Here is a 20806-nt window from a genome sequence, read left to right on the forward strand (position 1 = left end):
AATTAGCGTCTAGCGATTAGACAAATGCGGCCAGTTGTCAAGCAGAGAGGCTAGGGACTAGGGGAAGACAATCCTTCGATCGCTTAGCCGCCACTCCATAGGAGTGCGCGACGTTCGCTTTCCTTCTTTGCGTCCATCGCGCCTTTGCGGTTCATTTCTCTGCGATTTCTCCGCGCCTCCGCGGTTCAATTGCCTTGCATTTATCCGACGTCGTGACCGTCGTGTCGTCGTGGTCGAATACTCTTCGTCATTCGCGCTTCGGCACTCGTCACTTCGCCTCTTTCGGCGTCTCCGGCGATTCGCCTTCCTTGGCCTTGGCTTCCTCGGGCTTAACCAGCTTGATGTGGCTGGGCAATTCGCCCATCGCCGGTGGCTTGCCGGAGATGATCTTGTCGATGTCGGCTTGGACCAGCCGGTAGACGTGGATCGAGTTGTTGATCTGCACGGCCGGCTCGCGCTCGCGCAAGTACGCGCACATCCGGCAGAAGCGAAGCTGCTCGAAGTTGCTGAACACCGCCTGCCAGCCTTGCGGATTCTGATTGAAGACCTGCTGCTGCGCGCCGGGTTGCCGGCCGGCCGCCTCGAACTGCTGCACGTGGCCGAGCGTCTCCTGATACATCTTTTCGTAGACGTCGTTCCAAGGACCGGGGAACGACGTGTAGACACATTGCACCATCGTGGCGCTAATGCAGTACAGCCCCGGCGTCAGCGGCTGGAGGGGATGCGCGATCTCGAAGAAACAAGGCATTAGTCGCACGTCGATCGCGCCGGCTTGCTCTCGCTTGGCATTCTTGCCAATCCCATAGTAGTCAGGCCGCGCCGTGCCGAAGTACGACAGGTAGACGGGCGAGTTCAGCTTGTTGACGTTCTGCTGGTCGCTGAGCCAGCGCTTCAACCCTGGCAGGTCTTGGCCCCAGTCGAGCGAACTGTCGACCAGGTGCTTGTAAGCGTGGCGCGGGCCGCCGGCGATCAGATTGAAGTACGTCAGGTAGTTGGGCCACGTCGTCAATGACTCGGCCATGTACAACCCGGTCATCACCAACACCCCGATCGCCACCCAAGGATGGGCGAATCGCCCCTGCAGTCGCGCCAGCCAACCGCTCTCGGGGCCGGGCGTTGTTGTGGACTTGGCGGGCGTGGTTGCCGGCGATTCCGCTTCGCTCGGCTCGTCGGGTCGGCGCAGCCAGCAAGCCGCCCCGGCCGCCAGAATGTACAGCGGCGGGTAGGTCGGCATGATGTGCCGATGGCCGATGTTCAAGTGGCTGGCAATGGCCGTTGCCCAGTAGATGAAGAACAGCGACCAAAGGGGCGCCGAGCGGTACAAGTCAGGTTTGGCCACCTGCCAACGCTCGCGCCAGGTGGCCCCTTTGTCCCAGCGCAAAATCAGCCCCACCATCGCCAGCGCCAACAGCACGAACATCTCGGGGGGCGTCTTGGTCAGGAAGCAGTACGGAAAAAAGGTGCGCCAGCCATCGATGCTGAACTCGCCGTTGAAGAACGAGCTGCGCTGTTGGGCAAAGCGAAACGTGTAGGCATAGCCGTACAGATACGCCTCGGGCAGCAAGCGGTGAGTGCGGCACAAGTCGATCACCCGCGACGGCAGCTCGTCCTCTTTGAGCAGCGTTTCCCACGAGCGCGAAGGCTCGTCCTCGGGCGTGGGGTTGACGAGCATCTCGTAGCGAAAGTTGTAGGCCGCCCAGATCAGACACCAGGCCACCACGACGTGTACCGTCGCGACCAGTCCCAACACGACGACCCGGGCGAAGCGATTGGTCACTTCGAACGTGGGGCCGAGCGAAACCTCAAGCGGCCGACGCTCGACCAGCCGCAGGATGACCAGCACGCCGGCCATGGGAATGATTAGCGGCGCGGAAAACTTGGCCAACATGACCGCCGACATGACGACCGAGCTGACCAGCACGCGCCACCAGGTGACTCGCTGCAGAATGGCCCACACCGAACTCTGGGCGCACAGGAAGCAAAGCGACATCACGGCGTCCGAGGTGATCAGGCTGCCGTGGCTGAGCATGGTGGGACAAAACGCGAACAGCACCAGCGCCAACATCGCCGGCCCCGTTCCCCACAGCCGCCGCGCCCAGGTAAAGACGAACAAGCCCAGCCCAACCGTGGCTAGGGCGATCATGGCCCGACCTTGGAACAACTGGCTTTCGGCCGAGACATTGTTCGGGCCGGCGTCAGTGCCGTAGATCAACTGCTCGCCCATTTGCGCCATCGCCGACTTGTGCCAATAGGGCTGGTCGAGCGTGGGAAAGTCGGGCTTCGACCACAATAGCGGCAACGCCGCCCAGCGCTGGGGCAGGTTGCCGTTCTCGGGTTGCAGGCGGAAGTCGCCGTACAGCCAATAGCTGTAGCCCGAGACGAGGTGGAATGTCTCGTCGAACGTCACCGACTTGCCCGACCAGGCGGTCGTGGCGGCCAGAAAGTAGAACAGCAGCAAGCCCGCCACGGCCGCGCGACCCAGCCAACGACGACGGTTGGCCACCAAGGCGGGGTCGGCGGTTTCAAGCGGTTTGGCCATGATGCTCCGGCACGGCGATCGAGTTTCGCGAATCGTGTCCGCGCGGGTCGCCGTGAACTTGCTTGATAATGTACATCGGGCGACGTTTCACTTCGTCGTAGATTCGCCCCAGATATTCGCCCAACAGGCCCATGGCCATCAATTGCACGCCCCCCAGAAACAGCACCACGGTAATCAAGGTGGTGAACCCGGTGGGGGCCGTCTCGTAGCCCAACAGCCGCTTCAGCACGAACGAAACGGCTAGCACAAACCCACACAAGCTGACAATCACGCCGGCGCCGAACATCAGCCTGAGGGGTTTATACGAAAAGCTCAGAAAGCCGTCCATCGCGTAGCGGACCAGCCGCCAGATGTTCTGCTTGGGCTCGCCGGCGGCGCGCAACTGGCGATCGTAAAACACGGTGCGCTGGTCAAAGCCGATCCACGCCCGCAGTCCCGGTAAGAACCGGTTCTTCTCGGGCATTCGGTTCAATTCATTGACCGCCTGGCGCGACAGCAAACCGAAGATGCCGGTCTGATTGGGCAACGGGAAATCGCTGATCCAATCGATGATTTTGTAGAACAGTTCGAAGCCGATCCGCTTCAGCCCTCGTTCGGCCCGATCGCGGCGCACCGCTCGCACGACGTCGGCCCCTTGTCGCCAGCAAATGACCAACTCGGGGATCAACTCGGGCGGATCCTGCATGTCGCCGTCCATCAACACCACGGCGTCGGCGTCGGCCAGCATCAGGCCGGCCGTCAACGCCGGTTGATGACCGAAGTTGCGTGACAACTCGGCCACGCGAAAGCGGGCGTCCTGACGATTCTGCTCGACCATCAGCCGCATCGACTCGTCGCGGCTGCCGTCGTCGATGTACAACACCGAGCAATCAAGGTCGGTCAACTGATCGAACACCGCGCGCAGTCGGCGAAACAACTCGGGCAGGTTTTCCTGCTCGTTGTAGATGGGGATGACGACAGTCAGAGTCGCTCGGTCGCTCATCGGCGGCGGGGTCGCGTTTCAAGGTGTGGCGGCACGCGCAAACACGTGCTCAGGTTTATCTTACCTGCTAGCAAGCGATTCGCACGCGCCGATTGGGCGCTGGCCGACAGCGCGGGCCAAAAACGCTGGCCGCTGGGCACGCTCGTCAGGCCGCGAGGTTCGGTTATGACGATTATGCCAGCGTGCGCCGCGCCGCGCGGCGGCGCCACAGCGCCACGGCGCTGGCTCCCCCCAGCAGCGCGAGCCACCACTTACCGGCGCCGTAGGCGACCCAGTAGCCGGCCAACTTCAGATACTCGCTCAGATAGGCGACGGCCCCCTCGCGCACTTGCCACCAGTTGTCCGGACCATACCAATCGGTCGGCGTCGAGACCATGATGAAGCGATTGGGCAAATCGGCGAAGGCGCGCGAGACGGTCCACCGCGCGCGGCGGGTGTGAAAATCGTTGGTCACGATGGCCACCGTCGCCCGCGGCTCGCGGCGCAAGCGTTCGGCGATCAGCCGCACGTCGTCGGACGTGCTGGCGGTTTGACCGTCGAGGGTTTCGATCTGTTGCTCGGTCAGCCCGAATCTCCGCAGCGTGCGGAGCGTGATCCCGTAGTCGCCAATATCGTACGGGTCGGGCGAATCGGCCGGCAGCGACTCGGTGCGCAGCACCCAAGCCTGCCGAGCCAGGCCGGCGCGGACCCAAGCGGCCGCGACGAACGGACGCGAGTTGTAGTTGCCCGGCAGCGAGACAATGTAATCAACCCGCGTCGGCGGGCTGCCCACGTCGAGCCAGTCTCCCACGGCCAGGAGCAGCGGTCGCCGCGCGGCATAACAGCCCAGCGCCAGCCCCAAGACGATGGCGAACGCGAGCCAACGTCTGATGCGTCGACGCGGCGGCGGTTCAACGAGCGGCACGGAGGCCTCGCTCGTAGGCGTCAAAGTCCCACAGTCGCAGGGGGTAGTCGCGAGCCAGCGAATTCGGCAAGGCCCAATTGATCAGGTTGATGGCCATCGAACGCACCCCATACCGCTCGCGCCACCAGCGATCGTCGTGGAAGCCCTGTTCGGGAACGGCAATCACGAAGACCCTGGCGGCCAACTCCGCCGGTAGGGTCTGCTGAATCGCGGCGCGTAGCGCGCGGCCGCCCAGGTGGTCGGCGGTGATGGCGACGGTCGGCTGGGGATGACGCTCGAGCCAACCGCCGAGCGCCTTGAGGAACCGAAACAGATTGTAGGGTTGTCCGGGAATGATTTCGATCTGGTCGTTTTGCAATCCCATCGACAGCATCACTTGTCGAGACGTTTCGGCGCGGGGCGGCATGATCTGATACTGACTGACGCGCTCGGGAAAGATTTCAAAGATCACGACGTGGTCGGAGCGTCCCGCTTTCACCAGTCCGGCGACGAACCTGGCAGCGCTTTCTCCCCCCAATGGCACAATTGCCGTGACACGAGGGGGGGCGTCGTTGACGACCATGAAGCGCAACAAGGCACCTGGCAACCAGCAACCGAATAACGCCAGCGCGGTCAACAACGCCAGCCCGGTCGTCCAGCGGCGGCGACGTGTTGCAAGACAAGTGGCTGGCCAGCGCATGGTGTGACTTTGGTCTCGGCTTGTCGCGCTTGAACAGGTGACGTTGTGGCCCAGCCGCCAGGCGGAAGGCGGCGCGTGATTATTTGCCAGCTTCGGGCTCGAATATCCGCTGGACGTTGCTCCGCGCGTTGGCGTCCAGGCCGCACTTCACCGCGGCCCAGTAGTCTTCTCGGGCTGGCTCCAATCGCCCCATGTTCAAGCGGGCAATACAGCGCAGGAAGTAAGCGTCGGCCACCTTGTCGTTCTGGAGCAAGACCGTGGTCGCGTCGGCCGCCGATTGCGCGTAACGCTGATTATTCAATTGGGCCAGCGCGCGCCAGAGGTACGCCGCCAGACTTTTCGGATCGAGCTTAATCGCTTGGGACAAGTCGTCGATCGCCTTGCCGTTGAATTTTTGCCGAGTATAAATCGTCCCCCGCTGCAAATAGAGGCCGGCGTTGTGGGGGTCGAACTTGATCGCCAGATCGAAGTAGGGCACCGCCTTTTCCCACTTGCCCTGGGAGTTGTAGATGGCGGCCAGCAACTCGTAGGCGCGGGCGTTCTGGGGGTCGGCGTTGCGCAGCTTTTCGGCCGAGAGAATGGCGTCGTCCATCTTGCCGGCGTTCACCTGCTGATAGGCGATCCGCAGCAGCGTGTCCTCGGGACGTTCCGACGAACGCAAATAGGCCCAGCGCTCGGCTCGCAAGGAGATGTTCGATGATTCGGCCAGCGATTTGGGGACCGCGCTCTGGAACGGGTCGTTGCTGTTCAGTACCGCCGCGATCGGCTCGCCGCCGAGTGAGCCCTCGACCAACGCTCCCCCGGCCCCTGGGCCGGCCGCCATAGCCGTGGTGGACGGCGCAGCGCCCGGCTGGGACTGATGCTTGTCCGCGACAGGGCGCGCGGGACCGAACTTCGAGGGGGCCGTCAGGCTGCCGTCGTCGTTCGCTTGGGCGGGATCGAGCCGCAGCAACTCGGCAATCGAGTGGTTCGAGTCGGGGCCGAACTCGCTGTCGATCTTCACCGGCGCCGGCGCCGTGGAGACGCGGCGCTCGTCACCGCAGCCGGTAAGGTGCAATGTCAGCGCGACAAATACCGCGCCGCCCGCCCATGACAGCTTGCCTGGCGTGCAGGTCGCGTGGCGCGTGGCGCGGCGGGGCGAGTTGGCGCGAACCTGGTCGCGATGCGCGCTAGGCCGAAGCATCGGTCGCCGACTTGGCGGGCACGACGGTTTTGGCTTCGCGGTCTTCGTCTTCGTAGTAGTCGCCATATTCGTAGTCGCGGTAGCCATAGCCGCTGATGGCGTAACGGCGGTAGCCGGTGTCGTGGCCGTAGGCGCGGTGGACTTCGACGCCGTTGACCACGATGCCCACCACCTTGGCCCCCAGGCCGTCGAGCACTTCCTTGGCCCGCACCGCGTTCGGACGCACGTGCTTGGTAATGCGGATTACCAGCAGCACCGAGTCGACGCGCGGCGCCACGGCGCACGGGTCGGTCACCGCCAACAACGGCGGCGTGTCAATCAGGATCGTGTCAAACTTGGTGCGCAGCACGTCAAGCAGTTCCTTGAAGCGATGCGAGGTCAGCAGTTCCGAGGGATTCGAGGGGCGCGGGCCGCACGGCAGCACCCACAGGTTCTCGATCTCCGTTGATTTAATCGCGTCGGGCAACTCGGCCTGGCCGGCCATCACGCTGGAAATGCCGACGTTGTTGTCCAGTCCGAACATGACGTGGATTCGCGAGCGGCGGAAGTCGGCGTCGATCAGGCAGACTCGCTTGCCCGATTGGGCAAAGCTGACCGCCAGGTTGCAGACCAGCGTGGTCTTGCCGTCGCCGGCGTCGGCGCTGGTGACTTGGATGACTTTGTGTTCCTCGCCGCGCGTGCCAAAGTAGATGGCCGTGCGGATCGAGCGGTAGGCCTCCGAGACGTTCGAGCGAGGCCGATGGTGACAGGTAATGATCTCGTCAACCTTGGAGGCCACTTCGCCCGGTTTCTTGTGGCGCTCGCGGCGGGCCGCGACCGAGTCGATGACCGGAATGTGCCCGATGACCGGCAGCCGGAGTTGTCCGCGGATTTCATCCGGCGTGCGGAAGCTCTTGTCGGCCAGATCGATCAGGTAGCCAAAGCCGATCCCGATCAACAGTCCGATCACCGTTCCGGCCGCCAGCGAACGGGGCAGGCTGGGTTCCACCTGGCCACCCATCGCCGGGTCCGACAGCCGCTTCATGGTCACGCCGCTGGCATCGTCGTTGAGGTTCAGTTCCTCGAGTCGGCTATTGAGCGTGTCGAACATCTTGCGTAGCCGGTCGATCTTGTCGATCCAGTCGGCGTTGGCGTGCTCATAGTTCAACAGTTCCTTGGCGGCCTCCCGCTCCTTCTCGTAAGCGGCCTGCATCTCGCGATTCTTCTGATCGAGCACCCGAGATTCGTGGCGCAGCGAGTCGAGATAGACGCTCAGGAAGTGCTGCGGCGAGGTAATGACTTGCTGATCGTTGCCGGCTTGCAATTGCTGGATCAGTTCGATGGTTTTGCGGAGGTTGCGAACCTTGGGGTGGTTTTCGCCATAGGTCAGGGCCAGATCCTGTTCCTGGATCATCAACTGGACCAGCGACTGGTCGACGAAGTTCCCTTTGGCCCCGTCCTTGTCCGGCGCGCGGTTCCCTTGGCGCTCAATGACCATCACCAGGGCCGCATTGGCGGCGGCGTTGCCTTCCTTCAAGGCGTCTTCCAGCATTTGCGTTTCGGCGCGAATGTCGGCCATCCGCAAAGTACCCTTGGACAATTGCGCTTCCAGGTCAACCAGCCGCTGGACGTGCGGGTTCTTGCCATGCTGGTCGAAATAGACCAGCGGGGCGGTCTTGCGCCATTCTTGGTATTCGCGCTTGGCGTTTTCGATCTTTTCGGTCGTGCTCTGGACCGCCTGGGTCAGCAAGCGAATCGTGTCCTTGCTGCTCTGCGACGATCGTTCGGCCAGCAAGTCGGCGTAGGCTTGCAAGATGGCGTCAACGACCTTGGGAGTGTCCAGCGGGTCACTGCTGCGATAGGCCACGGTCAACACCGCCGCGTCCTCGGTGTTCATGGTCGGACCACCCTTGGTCACCTTGACGCCGCCCTGGATCACGCCTGCCGCCTCGGCGGCGGTATTGCAGTTGATCGAACTGAGCTTGGCCAGGTCGGCCTTGGCGGCGGCGCGCTCGAGCACCGCGCGGCTTTGGATCGTCACCAGTTCCGTCGACAGAATGGTCGGCGGCAGCATCGACTGTTCATGCACTTCGCCATAACGCGCCAGGTTTGAATTACGGAACCCCAGCGAGATTTGCGCCGAGGATTGGAACAGCGGGATCGCCTGCTTGAAGTACAACTGGCCACCACCGGCGCCCAGCAGCGCAAACAGAATCACGATCCACTTCCGCCGGACCATCACGGCCAGAAAGTCGCCCCGGCTCCCCGTGTCGGCAGGCAAGGAATCGACATCAAGCTTTTCCAATGTTTGGGTCATTGACCGGCTGGCTCCTGGATGGACAAGTCGACCTTCCTCTGGCGGGCACGACCAGAGTCATGCGGCGTTGCCCGCTGGCGCTTACCCACGGTTACGGACGGCGTGGCGATGAACCGACGAACATGCGATGTAAAAACTTGGCCCGGCGAACCACCAGCAAACACGCGCCGCCAGGCGAGCGACGCGCGTCCGAAGCCACCAGCCAATGCTGGCCCCAGGGAACCCTGGCAGCGGAGGCCCTGACGGCAAGTTTTCATCGTAAGCGAGTCTGCACAGGTCCGCTAGGAATTAGTCGTATCTTCTGGCCAGTTCTCGGCCTGCGGTCATTTGACTGCGCAAGGTTTAGCTATTCTGCCAGCCATACGGATTGTAGGGGGACGGGCAAGAGAATGCTGGCGCAAAGTGTGGTGCGGGATTGCCCTCGATAAAGCTTTGACGCCGCATGCTAACCCCCGGCTAAGCTCTCTCGACACAGTTCAGGGGGAACGGGTATCTTTTGGGCCGATTTGCCGCGTATTGACCGGCCAATGGGGTGGCAGCGCGGACTGTTCAGTTCGACACAAGGCACGTTGGCAAAGTCACTTGTGTCGCCGGTCCCCGGAATACCGAAAGAGGAAGGCCATGAAGTCGTTGGGCTTAACGGATTGGGTACGTTCGACCGTGCTGGCTGTTGTGGCAATTGGCGTGGGCTACGCTCCCGAGCTGAACGCGGCCCCGCCGGTTCCTGGCCAAGGGATCAAGCTGACCGAAGTGGGTGACGATTTCGAGGATCCGGAATGGTCCTGGACGCCGAACCTGCCCAAGAGCAGCAAGAATATCGATTCGCAAATCCGCCAACCGCTGGGCCGCTCGAACAACAACCGCTTTTACGAAAGCTCGCTCCGTGGCCAGCCCGACGTCGTCAAGCGCGTTGAAACTCCGCCAGGGGGCATCGAGGGAAGCACCGGCGCGCTGCTGCTACAAACCACGCGCAGCGGCACCCCCAACTCGGTCAGCAACCAGCACCAGCAAGACGATTTGATCGTCAATTGCGTGTCGCGCTTGAAGGGATCGATGTCCGTGTCGCGGTCCCCCAGCATCGTGGTCCGCGTCTACGTGCCCCCGTTCGACGAGTTCGAGCAGTACGCCTCGGCGTCGTTCGGCTTCCGCGGCGACGCGCGCGGCCGCAAGCCAGGGGGAAGGGAAGTCGAATCGTACTGGCCGGGCTTCTTTATCCAGTACTTCCCAGCGAACGCCAAGCGCGAAACGCCGGCTTCGGCGGCGCTGTTGATTCGCGGCCGCGAAAGCGGCAACGATGTGAAGGTCCGCGACATCACCGGGCCAGGCTGGTGGACCCTGGGCTTGTCGTGCAGCCCCGATGGCATGTTTCATTTCTTCGCTCGCGAAGGGGTCGAAGACCTGCGCGTCGAGGACCGCGTGGCGTCGCACTATCCATACGGCTTCCGCTGCGAGCGGTTCCAGTCGTTCTTCTTTAACATCTCGAACCTGGACAACGGCCGCAACGTGTCGACCGGCTGGATCATCGACGATCCGGCAATGTATCTGGCGCGGTAAGAGTGCGGCGGCTCCCCTGCACAAGTTGCCCAGAGCGCTTGCCGCTAACGATTGCTCGACTCGCTGGCTATCGTAGCCGTTTGGCCGATTCGATCACCACCGCCTGGCGCGGCAACGAAGTGAATTCCCCCTTTTGCTCGACGGGGGTCGCCGCGATGCGATCGAGAATCTCGTTCCCCTCGATCACGCGGCCAAAGACACAATAGCCATACTGCTCGGGCGCGTCGCCCTGGTGGTCGAGCTCGACATTGTCCCCCAGGTTGATCACGAACTGGCACGTAGCGCTGTTGATCGCGCTCGGCACGCGGGCCATTGCGATCGTGCCGCGGGTGTTCTTCAAGCCGTTGTTCGCTTCGTTGCGAATCGGATACCGGCCCGGCCGCTCGACCAGCTCTGACGTGTAGCCGCCGCCCAGCAGGGCGTAACCTTTTTCGACCTGGTGAAAGATCGTGCCGTTGTAGTGCCCGCGCTCGACGTAGGTGAGAAAGTTTTCGACCGTCTCCGGCGCGCGTGGTTGTTCAAGTTGCAACTTGATCACGCCCAGCGAAGTGCGCAGCTCGACGACCGGCAGATCGCTTTCAGTGCTGGCTGCACCGCCAGTCGCGGCTGCGTCGGCACCGGCGGGCGATTTACCACAGCCGACACTCACCACGAACCAAGCCGCCACCAAGGTCAGTCGAACCACCAGCCGACCGATACCGAGCGCTTCCGTGCGCAACATGTCTGTTTCTCCTGAACGGCGACGCGTGATAAAGGGTGCGACAATGGGGTCTCAGGCGCAGATTCTGAGCCCTGCGCAGCGTTATCAATACCCCGCGCAGGCCCTTTCTCGCAAGATCGTTCGGCCCACGGGGCGTCGCTAGCTACGGCCTATGCGGCGATTTATCCCCCAAGCCGGCGACTCTGTCGCCTGGTCCGGGCGGCAAAGCCGCCGGCTTGGTGAATTGGCGGACCATTGGCCCAGCGATCTGAATGCAATCGGTTGAGCCACTGGCGACTTTGGGCACGAACTATCCCAATCTGACGCTCGCAGCCTACAATGCAAGCAGGCTTCGCCTCTCGCGGCTGGATTCGCGCCAATGACCAGCAAGACGTTCAACATTGCCGTCGTCGTGTTCTGGCTGACCTCGATGGCCTGGCTGGTCGATCAGAAGATTCTACCCACGCTGATTGTCGGCGACCCTCCCAGCTACCGGGCCTTGCTGGCCGACAAGGACAAGCCACCCGAGCCAGTCGGTTGGCGGATCACGCTGAACGACCAGCCGCTGGGTTGGGCCATCAGCCGCACGCTGCGCGACGCCGATGGGGGCCAGGAGTTCAACACGCGACTGTTCGCCGAGCGCGTCCCCTTGGCGGCCATGACCCCGGCCTGGATCAACAGCTTCATGCGCGTGTTGCAGCAAGGAGGGCACATCCCCGACTTGCGCCTCGACGTCGATGTCAGCACACGACTGAGCATCGACCCGCTGGGTCGGCCCTTCTCGCTCGACTCGGTGGCCGGGTTGGGCTACCGCTCGCGCAACAATACCTTGGCCGAGGGGTTCCGCATTCGCATGGACGGCAAGATCGACGATAATCGGCTTGATCTGCAAATCCGCTCGGGGGACGCATCGTACGTGACCCAGTTTTACCTGCCGCGCGATTCGTTGGTGTCGGACGCCTTGTCTCCCCAGGCGCGGTTGCCCAATTTGCGCATCGGCCAAAGCTGGTCGGTGCCGCTCTACAATCCATTCCGGCCGCCGAGCACGCCGGTCGAAATGATGCGAGCGGCGGTCGAACGTCGCGACGACCTGGAATGGAACGGGCAATCGACGCCGACCTTGCTGATTGTCTATCGCAGCGACGTGGGCAGCGAATTGTCCAACAAAGACTTGCCGCGCGGCCGCTGTTGGGTGGCGATCGACGGCAACGTCATTCGCCAGGAAATGCAGATGGGGACCGCTCAATTGGCCTTCGAGCGGGTGGCCGCGCCGGTGCCGCCGCACCTGATCACCAACCAGCCGATCGAACCCAACGAGTTGCAGCCCTGGTGGCGTACGAAAGAATAGTCTCGACACCGGCCTGGACCGGTCATCGCACGCGAGCGACCGACACCCGACATGATTGAACTTCACGACGTCACCCGCACTTTCGGTCGCAAAATCGCGGTCAACCAGCTCACCCTGTCGGTGCCGCGCGGCGAGCTGTTCGCGTTCCTGGGCGAGAATGGCGCGGGCAAGACCACCACGATCAAAATGCTGGTCGGACTGCTTCGTCCCAACTCGGGAATCGTGCGTGTCTGCGGCCTGAACGTGTTTGACGCCGACCGAGCGGCCAGCCGGCTGATGGCCTATGTACCTGACGAGCCTCACTTGTACGACAAGCTTTCGGGACGCGAGTTCCTGCGATTCATTGCCGGCATGTACGGCATGAGCGACGCCGAGGCCCGCCGCCGCGCCGACGAACAGATCGAACGACTCGAACTGAATGAGTACGTTGACGAGCTGTGCGAGTCATACTCGCACGGTACCAAGCAGCGGTTGGTGATCGGCGCGGCCATGCTGCACGACCCGGCCGTGATGGTGGTCGACGAGCCGATGGTCGGACTCGACCCGCGCAGCGCCCGGGTGGTGAAAGATCTGTTCCGCGCGCGTGCCAAGGCCGGAGCGACGATTTTCATGTCGACCCACACGCTGGCGCTAGCCGAGGAGATCGCCGACCGGATCGGAATCATCGCCCACGGGCGATTGCGCTGTGTGGGGACGCTCGACGAGCTGCGCCGCGACCACGGCGGCGGCGGCGCGGCGAGTTTGGAAGAAGTGTTTCTGCGCGTGACGCGCGACAGGCCAGCCGTTGGTGATGGCAAGTCCGCTAGTGCTGAGCCAGTCGGCGCCGAGCCAGCTAGTCCCTGAATGAAACGATCATGAGCGAGCACGCGATCCCGACGATTCCGCTGCCCGGCGAGCCGGCCGCCGAGGTGGCGTCGCTGAACGTCGAAAGCGAGGCGCAGTTGTTCTGGTGGATGCGCCGCGTGGCGATCTTCAACACGCTCACCTCCGCCTTGGCCCAAGCGCGAACGCGATTGGTTTTGGTCACGCTGTTGACCTGCGTCTTGTGGCTGGCCTTGTTTCTGGTGTTTGCCGACGGATTTCGCTTCTTGCACTGGTCGATCACTGACCGGACGACGCACGGCGAAACCTTGCGCGCGCTGCTGAACGTCTTTTACGCCTCGCTGACGGTGATGCTCGTGTTTTCGTCGGGCATCTTGATCTATGGCAGCTTGTATCGCTCGGACGAAGTCCGCTTCCTGTTGACTACGCCGACCAGCGACGAGCGCGTGTTTGTCCACAAGTTCCAGGAAGCGATGCTCTACAGCGCGTGGGCGTTCTTGCTGTTGGGCACGCCGATGCTGGTGGCCTTTGGCATTTCCGAAGGAGCGCAAGGCTGGTTCTACTTGATCTTATTGCCGTTGCTGCTGGCGTTTGCCTATCTCCCGGGTTGCGTGGGAGCGATTTGTTGTCTGGTGATCGTGCGTTTCCTCCCGGCCCATCGTCGCAATGTGTTGGTCGCGCTGGGGGGCGTGTTGGCCGTCGGGCTCGTGATCTGGGCCTGGCAAAGCAGCCGCGGCATCGACCACGATTGGCTGTCGACGAGTTGGATTCAAGAGCTGCTGGGCCGACTCGAATTCACCGAACACCGGCTGTTGCCCAACTGGTGGCTCAGTGCCGCGCTGCTCGAAGCGGTGCGTGCCGGCCTCCATTCCAAAGGCGAGCGGGCGGCGCTCGGCGAAAGCGCGCTGTTTGCCGCGGTCTTGATCTCGAACTCCCTGTTGGGGCACGTGCTGGTCGTCCGCGCGGCGCGCTGGTGGTTCCGGCGCGGCTATGCGGCGCTGCAGTCCAGTGGCGCGGCCCAGCGCCGACGCAACGTCGACGTATTGGAACGCGGCGCCAACTGGCTGTTCCGCTGGGTGCGGCCGCAGATTCGTTTGCTGATCGTCAAGGATCTGCGACTGTTCCGCCGCGACCCCGTGCAGTGGTCGCAGTTCCTGGTATTTCTGGCCCTGCTGACGATGTACTTCGTCAACTCTCGCAAGCTCGGCTTCGATCTGGACTATGCCGTGCTGATTAACATGATCAGCTTTTTGAATCTGGCGATCGTCGGCTTGCTGCTGTCGACGTTCACCACGCGGTTCATCTTTCCGCTGGTCAGCTTGGAAGGACGGCGGTTCTGGATCCTGGGTTTGTTGCCAGTTAAGCGGGACGAGATTCTATACAGCAAGTTCCTGCTGGCCGCGGTCGGCGCGACGATTCCCTGCGGCGTGCTGCTAGTGCTGGGTGACCTGATGCTCGGCGTCGGCGGCTACCTGATCGTGATCCATCTGGTGGTTTGCATGCTCTTGTGCAGCGGCCTGTCGGGCATTGCCGTCGGGCTCGGTGCGCGATTGCCCAACTTGCGTCACGAATCGCCGGCTCGCATCGCGGCCGGCTTTGGCGGCACGCTGACGTTGGTTATCAGCACGGCATATATCGTGGCCGTGGTGGTGTTGGCCGCGGTGCCGTGTCACTATTACGCTGCCACGCGCGAGCTGATCCATCCCCGCGAAGGATTGATGCCGCTTCTCTGGATCGCCGGGCTTGGCGGCAGCACGCTGCTGGGCATTCTGGCGACGGTGATCCCCCTCAGAATGGGCCTCCGCGCGTTCCGCCAACTCGAAGCCTGAAGATCCGACACGTTAACGCAGTCATTTGTAGCCGTTTTGCGAGAGATTGGGTGGCCCGGCCGCTTGCGGCCGGGTCGCGCCAGCGACAAGAAAAACGTGTCTGCCGAAAGCGCTTTTGCTCGACATCGAACCTTCTTCTTGTTGCTGCGCAACACGGCCGGCGAGCGGCCGTGCCACCCGTTGAACATCAACAGTTAATGTTTTTCCTCGGCCCCGGTTATCTCTGGGTGGGCGGCCGGGCCCATTTGCTCGGTTGAGGGGGGACGCCTGCCTCGGTAAAATCGGGCCTTCTCGTTACGCACGGTGGCGATGCCGTGGGGTGTCGTATCGTGCAGGAACCAAGCACCGCTCATGAAGTCCAAAGTCCGCATCGGCGCTGTCAATTACCTGAACACCAAGCCGTTGATCTTCGGCTTCAGGCAGCTTGCGCCCCAGGCCGAGTTGGTGCTCGATTTACCCAGCCGGCTGGCCGATCGTTTGGCCGACGGCGAGCTCGACGTGGCGCTGATCCCGTCGATCGAGTTCTTCCAGCATCCTGAGTACACGATTGTTTCGGACGCTTGCATTGGCTGTCGCGGGCCGGTGCTGAGCGTCAAGTTGTTCTGCCGCGTGCCGGCCGCCCAGGTCCATAGCGTGGCGCTCGATGTCGGCTCGCGAACCAGCGCCGCGTTGACACAAATCCTGCTGCACGAGCGGTATGGTATTCGTCCCGAGATCGAGCCGTTGCCGCTCGGTGCGACGCCGGCCGACACCAATGCCGACGCGGTGCTGTTGATTGGCGATCGGGCCATGCGCGCCGGCGTGCAGCCTTCGGCCGAGGTTTGGGATCTGGGGGATGAATGGTGCCGCTGGGCGGAACTGCCGTTCGTGTTTGCCATGTGGGTGGCCCGGCCGGGCGTGGACCTGACAGGAGTTGACGAGGCCTTGGCCGCGGCGCGCGACGCCGGCGTGGCGAACTTGCCCGAGATCGCTCGGCGCGAGGCGGCGCCGCTCGGCCTGTCGCAGCCCGAGTGCCTGGGCTATCTGCGTGACAACTTGTACTTCTACCTGGGCGAGCGCGAGCGGCGCGGCCTGGAATTGTTCTATCGGTTGGCGCGCGATCTGAAGCTGGCGCCGGCGGGAGTCGAAATTGGTTGCACCGGTTGATCAGATCCTGAGCGCCGCGGTCGATGGCCGCCGACTTACGCCCGATGAAGGTCTCGAACTGCTCAAGTCGCACGACTTGACCGCGCTGGCGCGCGCGGCCGACGCGGTGACGCGCCGGCTCCATCCCGAGCCGTACCGGACGTATAACATCGACCGGAATATCAACTACACGAACGTCTGCTCGGCGGTCTGTGATTTCTGCGCGTTCTATCGGCCGCCGAAGTCGGAAGAAGGCTACGTGCTCGAGCGGGCCGACCTGCTGAAGAAGATTCAAGAGACGGTCGACCTCGGCGGCGATCAAATCCTGATGCAAGGGGGCATGAACCCGGCCCTGCCGATCGAGTGGTACGAAGAACTGCTGCGCGACATTAAGAGCCACTTCCCCCAGGTCAACATCCACGGCTTTTCGCCACCCGAGATTTACGCGCTGCACAAGCTGTCGAAGCTCTCGGTGCGCACGGTTCTCGAACGCTTAAAGGCGGCGGGCTTGGGCAGCTTGCCCGGCGGCGGCGCTGAAATCCTGGTCGATCGTGTCCGCAATGAGCTGACCCGCGGCAAGGTGATGAGCGACGACTGGTTGAATGTCTGCCGCACCTGGCACGAAATAGGGGGCATCGGCTCGGCGACAATGATGTTCGGCCATGTCGAAACCCTGGCTGAGCGCATCGAGCATTTGGAGCGCATCCGCCAGTTGCAGGACGAGACGCGCGGCTTTTCCGCGTTTATCTGCTGGACCTTCCAACCCGAGAACACGCCGCTGGCCCATCTGCCCAAAGTCGGCTCGTTCGAGTACTTGAAGACGCAGGCCGTCGCGCGATTGTACCTGGACAATGTGCCGAACATTCAGTCAAGCTGGGTCACGCAGGGGTTGAAGATCGGCCAGTTGGCACTGCTGTTCGGGGCCAACGACATGGGCAGCCTGATGATCGAGGAAAACGTGGTGGCTTCGGCCGGCACGGTCCATTACCTGACGCTCGAGCAAATCCGCGACGCGATCCGCGAAATCGGTTTTATCCCCCGCCAGCGCAACGTCTTTTATCAACTCATCGACCAGCCCCCCGAGATGGCGGTCGCAGCCGCGTGCTAGATTTATGAACTTGGCTCCGGGGGTCTGCGCAGACTCCGGGGTCGGTTTGTAATCGGGTTAGCGATCGTGCCGACAGGGCCGATCGTAGCGACGGGCGGTGGTTGATGATCCATGTTCGGCAATTGACCAAGCACTATGCCGACCTGAAGCGCGGTCGCTTTACCGCGCTGGCCGGGCTGAGCTTCGACGCGCTGCCGGGGCAGATCTTCGGACTGCTCGGACCCAACGGCGCCGGCAAGACCACGGCCCTGCGCATCCTCAGCACCGTGCTCCGCGCGTCAGACGGCACGGCCACGGTCAACGGCTTTGACGTTCTGACCCAGCCGTCGCTGGTGCGGCATCAGATCGGTTTCATGTCGGCCAACACCGGCGTGTACGACCGGATGACCGCTTGGGAAATGGTCGAGCACTTCGGCCGGCTGTATGGCTTGGCCGACGAGCCGCTGCGCGAGCGGATGGAACATCTGTTCGAGCGCTTGCAAATGAACAACATTCGCGACCTGATGGGCGCGAAGATGTCGACCGGCATGAAGCAGAAAGTCTCGATCGCCCGGGCGCTGGTCCACGACCCCCCGGTGCTGATCTTTGACGAAGCGACGTCGGGGCTCGACGTGCTGGTGGCCCGAGCGCTGCTACGCACGGTGGCCGAGCTGCGCGATCAGGGGAAGTGCATCATCTTCTCGACCCATATCATGCGCGAGGCCGAGAAACTGTGCGACCGGCTGGCGATCATGCATCGCGGGCACATCCTGGCCACGGGAACGCTGGCCGAGATTTGTGAATCGCAGCACCAGCCCGACCTGGAAGAATTGTTCTTCCAGTTGATTTCCAATTACGACCAGACACAAACCGAGAGCGACACGAACGCCTTGGCTTAGAACGCTAACCTCCGGTCATTGACCGGGGGCTAATGTAAGAACGAACGAATGATCCGCTGCAACTGGAACAACGTGCGACTGCTCTTCTTCCGCGAGGTGCGCGATCAATTGCGCGACCGGCGGACGCTGTTCATGATTGCCGTGTTGCCGCTGTTGCTGTATCCGCTGCTGGGGATGAGCCTGTTCCAGGTGGCTCAGTTCGTCCGCGAGCAGCCGACTCGGGTGCTGTTGATCGGCGCGGATCATCTTCCCGCCGAGCCGGCGCTGGTCGATGGCGAGCGATTTGCCGCCCGGCTGTTCAGCGAAACCGACAAGGCGCAGTTCCTCGAAGTCCATCGGGCCGAGGACTTGAACGACGAACACGAATTGAAGGGGCTCCACGCCAGCGAGCCCGACGCCCAGCAGGCCGCCGCGCGCCGCGCCGTCGAAGCGGGCTTGTTCGAGGCCGTGGTCTATGTGCCGGCCGACTTCAAGCAGCAACTGGCGCGGTTCCGCGCTTCGCTCGAAGCGGCCGCCGCGGCCCGATCGGCCGCGCCGCTCGACGCCGAGGTGCCCAGCCCGGCTGTCTTTTACAGCACCGCCAAGGAAAAATCGCAGCTCGCCTACCTTCGCGTCACGCAAGTCTTGCGGCACTGGACCGAAGAGATCGGCCAGGAGAATCTGGTCAGCTCGCGCGTGCCGCCGTCGGCCGTTAATCCGTTCAAGGTCGAAGAGCACGACGTGGCCGAGGAAGAGCAGCGGCACGCGGCCATGTGGAGCAAGATTCTGCCGTTCATGCTGCTGATCTGGGCGTTGACCGGCGCGTTTTATCCGGCCATCGACCTGTGCGCCGGCGAGAAGGAACGCGGCACATTGGAAACGCTGCTCAGCAGCCCGGCCGAGCGCGATGAGATCGTCTGGGGCAAGCTGCTCACGGTGATGACCTTCAGCGTGATGACCGCGGCGCTGAACGTGGTGAGCCTGGGCTTCACCGGCTTACTGGTGGTGCGCCAGTTCCCCGAGTTGGGCCCGCCGCCGCCGTTAGCGCCCGTCTGGCTGGCGATTGCCCTGTTGCCGATGTCGGCGCTGTTCAGCGCGCTCTGCCTGGCCTTGGCGGCGCTGGCTCGCAGCACCAAGGAAGGACAATACTACCTGATGCCGCTGGTGTTGGTCACGTTGCCGCTGGTGATGCTACCGATGGCGCCGGGCGTGGAGTTGACGCTGGGTAACAGTTTGATTCCGGTGACAGGTGTCGTGCTGCTGTTGCGGACGATGCTCGAAGGCGATTACCTGCAGGCGTCGCTCTACGTGGGACCGGTCATCGCCGTGACACTGGCGTGCTGCCTGTTCGCCGTGCGCTGGGCCGTCGATCAATTCAACAGCGAAGCGGTCCTGTTTCGCGAGAGCGAACGGCTCGACCTGACCGCCTGGATGCGGCACCTGGTCCGCGATCGAGGCGACACGCCGTCGGCCGCCGAAGCGGTGCTGTGTGGCGTGGTGATCTTGATGTTGAACTTCTTCCTCAGCTTGGCACTGGGCGAAAGTCGCGAGGGGAAAGACCTGGTCACCCTCGCGCTGGTCACGCAATTGGCCGTGGTCGCCACGCCGGCACTGCTGATGACGGTCATGCTGACGCGCAGCCCGCGCAAGACGTTGCTGCTGCGCTGGCCGGCGTGGGCGAGTCTGCCGGCGGCGGCGCTGCTGGCCGCGGCGCTCCACCCGGCGGTCAGTTGCCTGAACGTGATCGTCCAGCGGCTGTATCCGATCAGCGCGTCGCTCGAGAAAGAACTGCACAAGCTGCTGGCCCAAGCGCCGGACATGACGACGTTGATCCTGGCGCTCGGCGTCGCGCCGGCGATCTTTGAAGAGCTGGCGTTCCGCGGCTTTGTTCTGTCGGGCTTCCGGCACCTGGGGCACAAGTGGCGGGCGATCGTGCTGAGCAGCTTGTTCTTTGGCGTCTCGCACGGCGTGTTCCAGCAATCGGTCGTGGCGTCGCTGGTCGGTGTGGTGATCGGCTATCTCGCGGTCCAATCGGGGAGCATTCTGCCGGGCATGCTGTTCCACGTCACGCACAACAGCCTGGCCTTGCTCAGCACGCAGGTCACGCCAGCGCTGCGCGAGAACCATCCGCGCCTGGCCTGGTTGCTGATGGACCCGCGATCCGAAGGGTTCCCCTATTCGCCGGTGGCGGTGGGATTCGGCGTGTTGCTGGCCGCGCTGGTGTTGTTCTGGTTCCGCTCGCTGCCGTACCGGCGCACCGATGAAGAGCTGCTGCAAGAAGCGCTCGAACAGCAAACATCGCACCCCGCGCTGGGGTGATTCGCGGGCACCTCGTGCCTGAACACGCTTATCCGAGGCCTCTCGTCAGTCTCTCGATTGACGATACGTATGACTGGCGAGCAGCGCAGTCAGTGCATAGCACACGCTGAACACCGAACAGAAAAGCAAAAAGAACAAATAGTACGTAAGGTTTTGCAGACCGTTCGTATCGATGTCTGGGGTGACCGTGCTGTAGAACATCAGGAGGTTGATGTCACACAGAGGAGGCTCTTCGAACACTACGATGTATGTGCCGTAGACCAGGCAGCTCGTAAAACATCCCCAAAACATTCGCTTTCTGCTGCGCATAAATGCGGGCAACAAAACGGGAATCAGCATGAATGGCGAGGCAAACCACACATCGCGGACTTCGCCGTACAACATCACGCAATAAAGATAAATCGGTCTGAGCACAATCGCATATGCTATTGCGAGCAGTAGCGTGCGGATCGTGGGACGGTGAACGGAGTTCATGACATCGCTCCGAACTACGCGGTTAGCGCATTGTCAGGCCGCGACCTGGTCTATTCGCGAATGGTAATTGATTACCGAGGTGCTCTT

At 62.8% G+C, this 20806-nt stretch carries 16 protein-coding genes; 8 read left to right on the forward strand and 8 right to left on the reverse strand.

Translation table 11 applies throughout. From position 1 onward, the window contains the following. Positions 1 to 268 precede the first annotated feature (268 nt). The 6 genes from JSS27_21335 to JSS27_21360 form a co-directional block, all read right to left on the reverse strand. Positions 269 to 2539 carry a hypothetical protein gene (locus JSS27_21335; GenBank protein ID MBS0211494.1) on the reverse strand — a complete coding sequence of 757 codons (2271 nt, stop codon included), beginning with the start codon at positions 2537 to 2539 and terminating at the stop codon, positions 269 to 271. Beyond that, positions 2523 to 3521 (reverse strand): glycosyltransferase family 2 protein, encoded by a 999-nt coding sequence (locus JSS27_21340; GenBank protein MBS0211495.1) that lies wholly within the window; start codon positions 3519 to 3521, stop codon positions 2523 to 2525. The genes JSS27_21335 and JSS27_21340 overlap by 17 nt, the downstream gene beginning before the upstream one ends. A gap of 172 nt (positions 3522 to 3693) precedes the next feature. After that, the gene (locus JSS27_21345) at positions 3694 to 4425 is read right to left on the reverse strand and encodes a YdcF family protein (GenBank protein MBS0211496.1); all 732 of its coding nucleotides are present in this window, start codon (positions 4423 to 4425) and stop codon (positions 3694 to 3696) included. Then, the gene (locus JSS27_21350; protein ID MBS0211497.1) at positions 4412 to 5104 is read right to left on the reverse strand and encodes a hypothetical protein; all 693 of its coding nucleotides are present in this window, start codon (positions 5102 to 5104) and stop codon (positions 4412 to 4414) included. Before JSS27_21350 ends, JSS27_21345 begins: the two co-directional genes overlap by 14 nt. A gap of 79 nt (positions 5105 to 5183) precedes the next feature. Continuing rightward, complete coding sequence (locus JSS27_21355; protein ID MBS0211498.1) at positions 5184 to 6287, reverse strand: tetratricopeptide repeat protein; 1104 nt, start codon at positions 6285 to 6287, stop codon at positions 5184 to 5186. Further along, positions 6274 to 8583: a polysaccharide biosynthesis tyrosine autokinase gene (locus tag JSS27_21360; GenBank protein ID MBS0211499.1), complete on the reverse strand. Its 2310-nt coding sequence runs from the start codon at positions 8581 to 8583 to the stop codon at positions 6274 to 6276. The genes JSS27_21355 and JSS27_21360 overlap by 14 nt, the downstream gene beginning before the upstream one ends. Positions 8584 to 9204: 621 nt before the next feature. On the opposite strand from JSS27_21360, the gene JSS27_21365 reads away from it, so the two are divergent. Next, complete coding sequence (locus tag JSS27_21365) at positions 9205 to 10137, forward strand: hypothetical protein (protein ID MBS0211500.1); 933 nt, start codon at positions 9205 to 9207, stop codon at positions 10135 to 10137. A gap of 67 nt (positions 10138 to 10204) precedes the next feature. Here the strand turns inward: JSS27_21365 and JSS27_21370 are convergent, their stop codons facing one another. Beyond that, positions 10205 to 10858: a peptidylprolyl isomerase gene (locus JSS27_21370; GenBank protein ID MBS0211501.1), complete on the reverse strand. Its 654-nt coding sequence runs from the start codon at positions 10856 to 10858 to the stop codon at positions 10205 to 10207. 358 nt (positions 10859 to 11216) lie between these two features. Here JSS27_21370 and JSS27_21375 point away from each other — a divergent pair, with 358 nt between their 5' ends. From JSS27_21375 to JSS27_21405, 7 genes are all read left to right on the forward strand, one after another. After that, positions 11217 to 12185 carry a hypothetical protein gene (locus tag JSS27_21375; GenBank protein MBS0211502.1) on the forward strand — a complete coding sequence of 323 codons (969 nt, stop codon included), beginning with the start codon at positions 11217 to 11219 and terminating at the stop codon, positions 12183 to 12185. Positions 12186 to 12236: 51 nt separating this feature from the next. Then, entirely contained in the window at positions 12237 to 13028 is a 792-nt protein-coding gene (locus JSS27_21380) for an ABC transporter ATP-binding protein (GenBank protein ID MBS0211503.1), read from the forward strand. Between the two features lie 11 nt (positions 13029 to 13039). Beyond that, complete coding sequence (locus JSS27_21385) at positions 13040 to 14836, forward strand: hypothetical protein (GenBank protein ID MBS0211504.1); 1797 nt, start codon at positions 13040 to 13042, stop codon at positions 14834 to 14836. A gap of 351 nt (positions 14837 to 15187) precedes the next feature. Beyond that, a complete protein-coding gene (locus JSS27_21390; protein ID MBS0211505.1) occupies positions 15188 to 15982 on the forward strand; it encodes a menaquinone biosynthesis protein in 795 nt (264 codons plus the stop codon). Beyond that, on the forward strand, positions 15966 to 17069 hold the full coding sequence (mqnC, locus tag JSS27_21395) for a dehypoxanthine futalosine cyclase (GenBank protein ID MBS0211506.1): 1104 nt from the start codon (positions 15966 to 15968) through the stop codon (positions 17067 to 17069). Before JSS27_21390 ends, mqnC begins: the two co-directional genes overlap by 17 nt. A 104-nt stretch (positions 17070 to 17173) precedes the next feature. Further along, positions 17174 to 17947: an ATP-binding cassette domain-containing protein gene (locus tag JSS27_21400; protein ID MBS0211507.1), complete on the forward strand. Its 774-nt coding sequence runs from the start codon at positions 17174 to 17176 to the stop codon at positions 17945 to 17947. A 48-nt stretch (positions 17948 to 17995) separates the two neighbouring features. Continuing rightward, positions 17996 to 20245: a CPBP family intramembrane metalloprotease gene (locus JSS27_21405; protein ID MBS0211508.1), complete on the forward strand. Its 2250-nt coding sequence runs from the start codon at positions 17996 to 17998 to the stop codon at positions 20243 to 20245. Positions 20246 to 20290: 45 nt separating this feature from the next. Here the strand turns inward: JSS27_21405 and JSS27_21410 are convergent, their stop codons facing one another. Further along, positions 20291 to 20719 carry a hypothetical protein gene (locus JSS27_21410; GenBank protein ID MBS0211509.1) on the reverse strand — a complete coding sequence of 143 codons (429 nt, stop codon included), beginning with the start codon at positions 20717 to 20719 and terminating at the stop codon, positions 20291 to 20293. Positions 20720 to 20806: the final 87 nt, after the last annotated feature.

Source organism: Planctomycetota bacterium, assembly GCA_018242585.1.
GTDB lineage: Bacteria > Planctomycetota > Planctomycetia > Pirellulales > PNKZ01 > JAFEBQ01.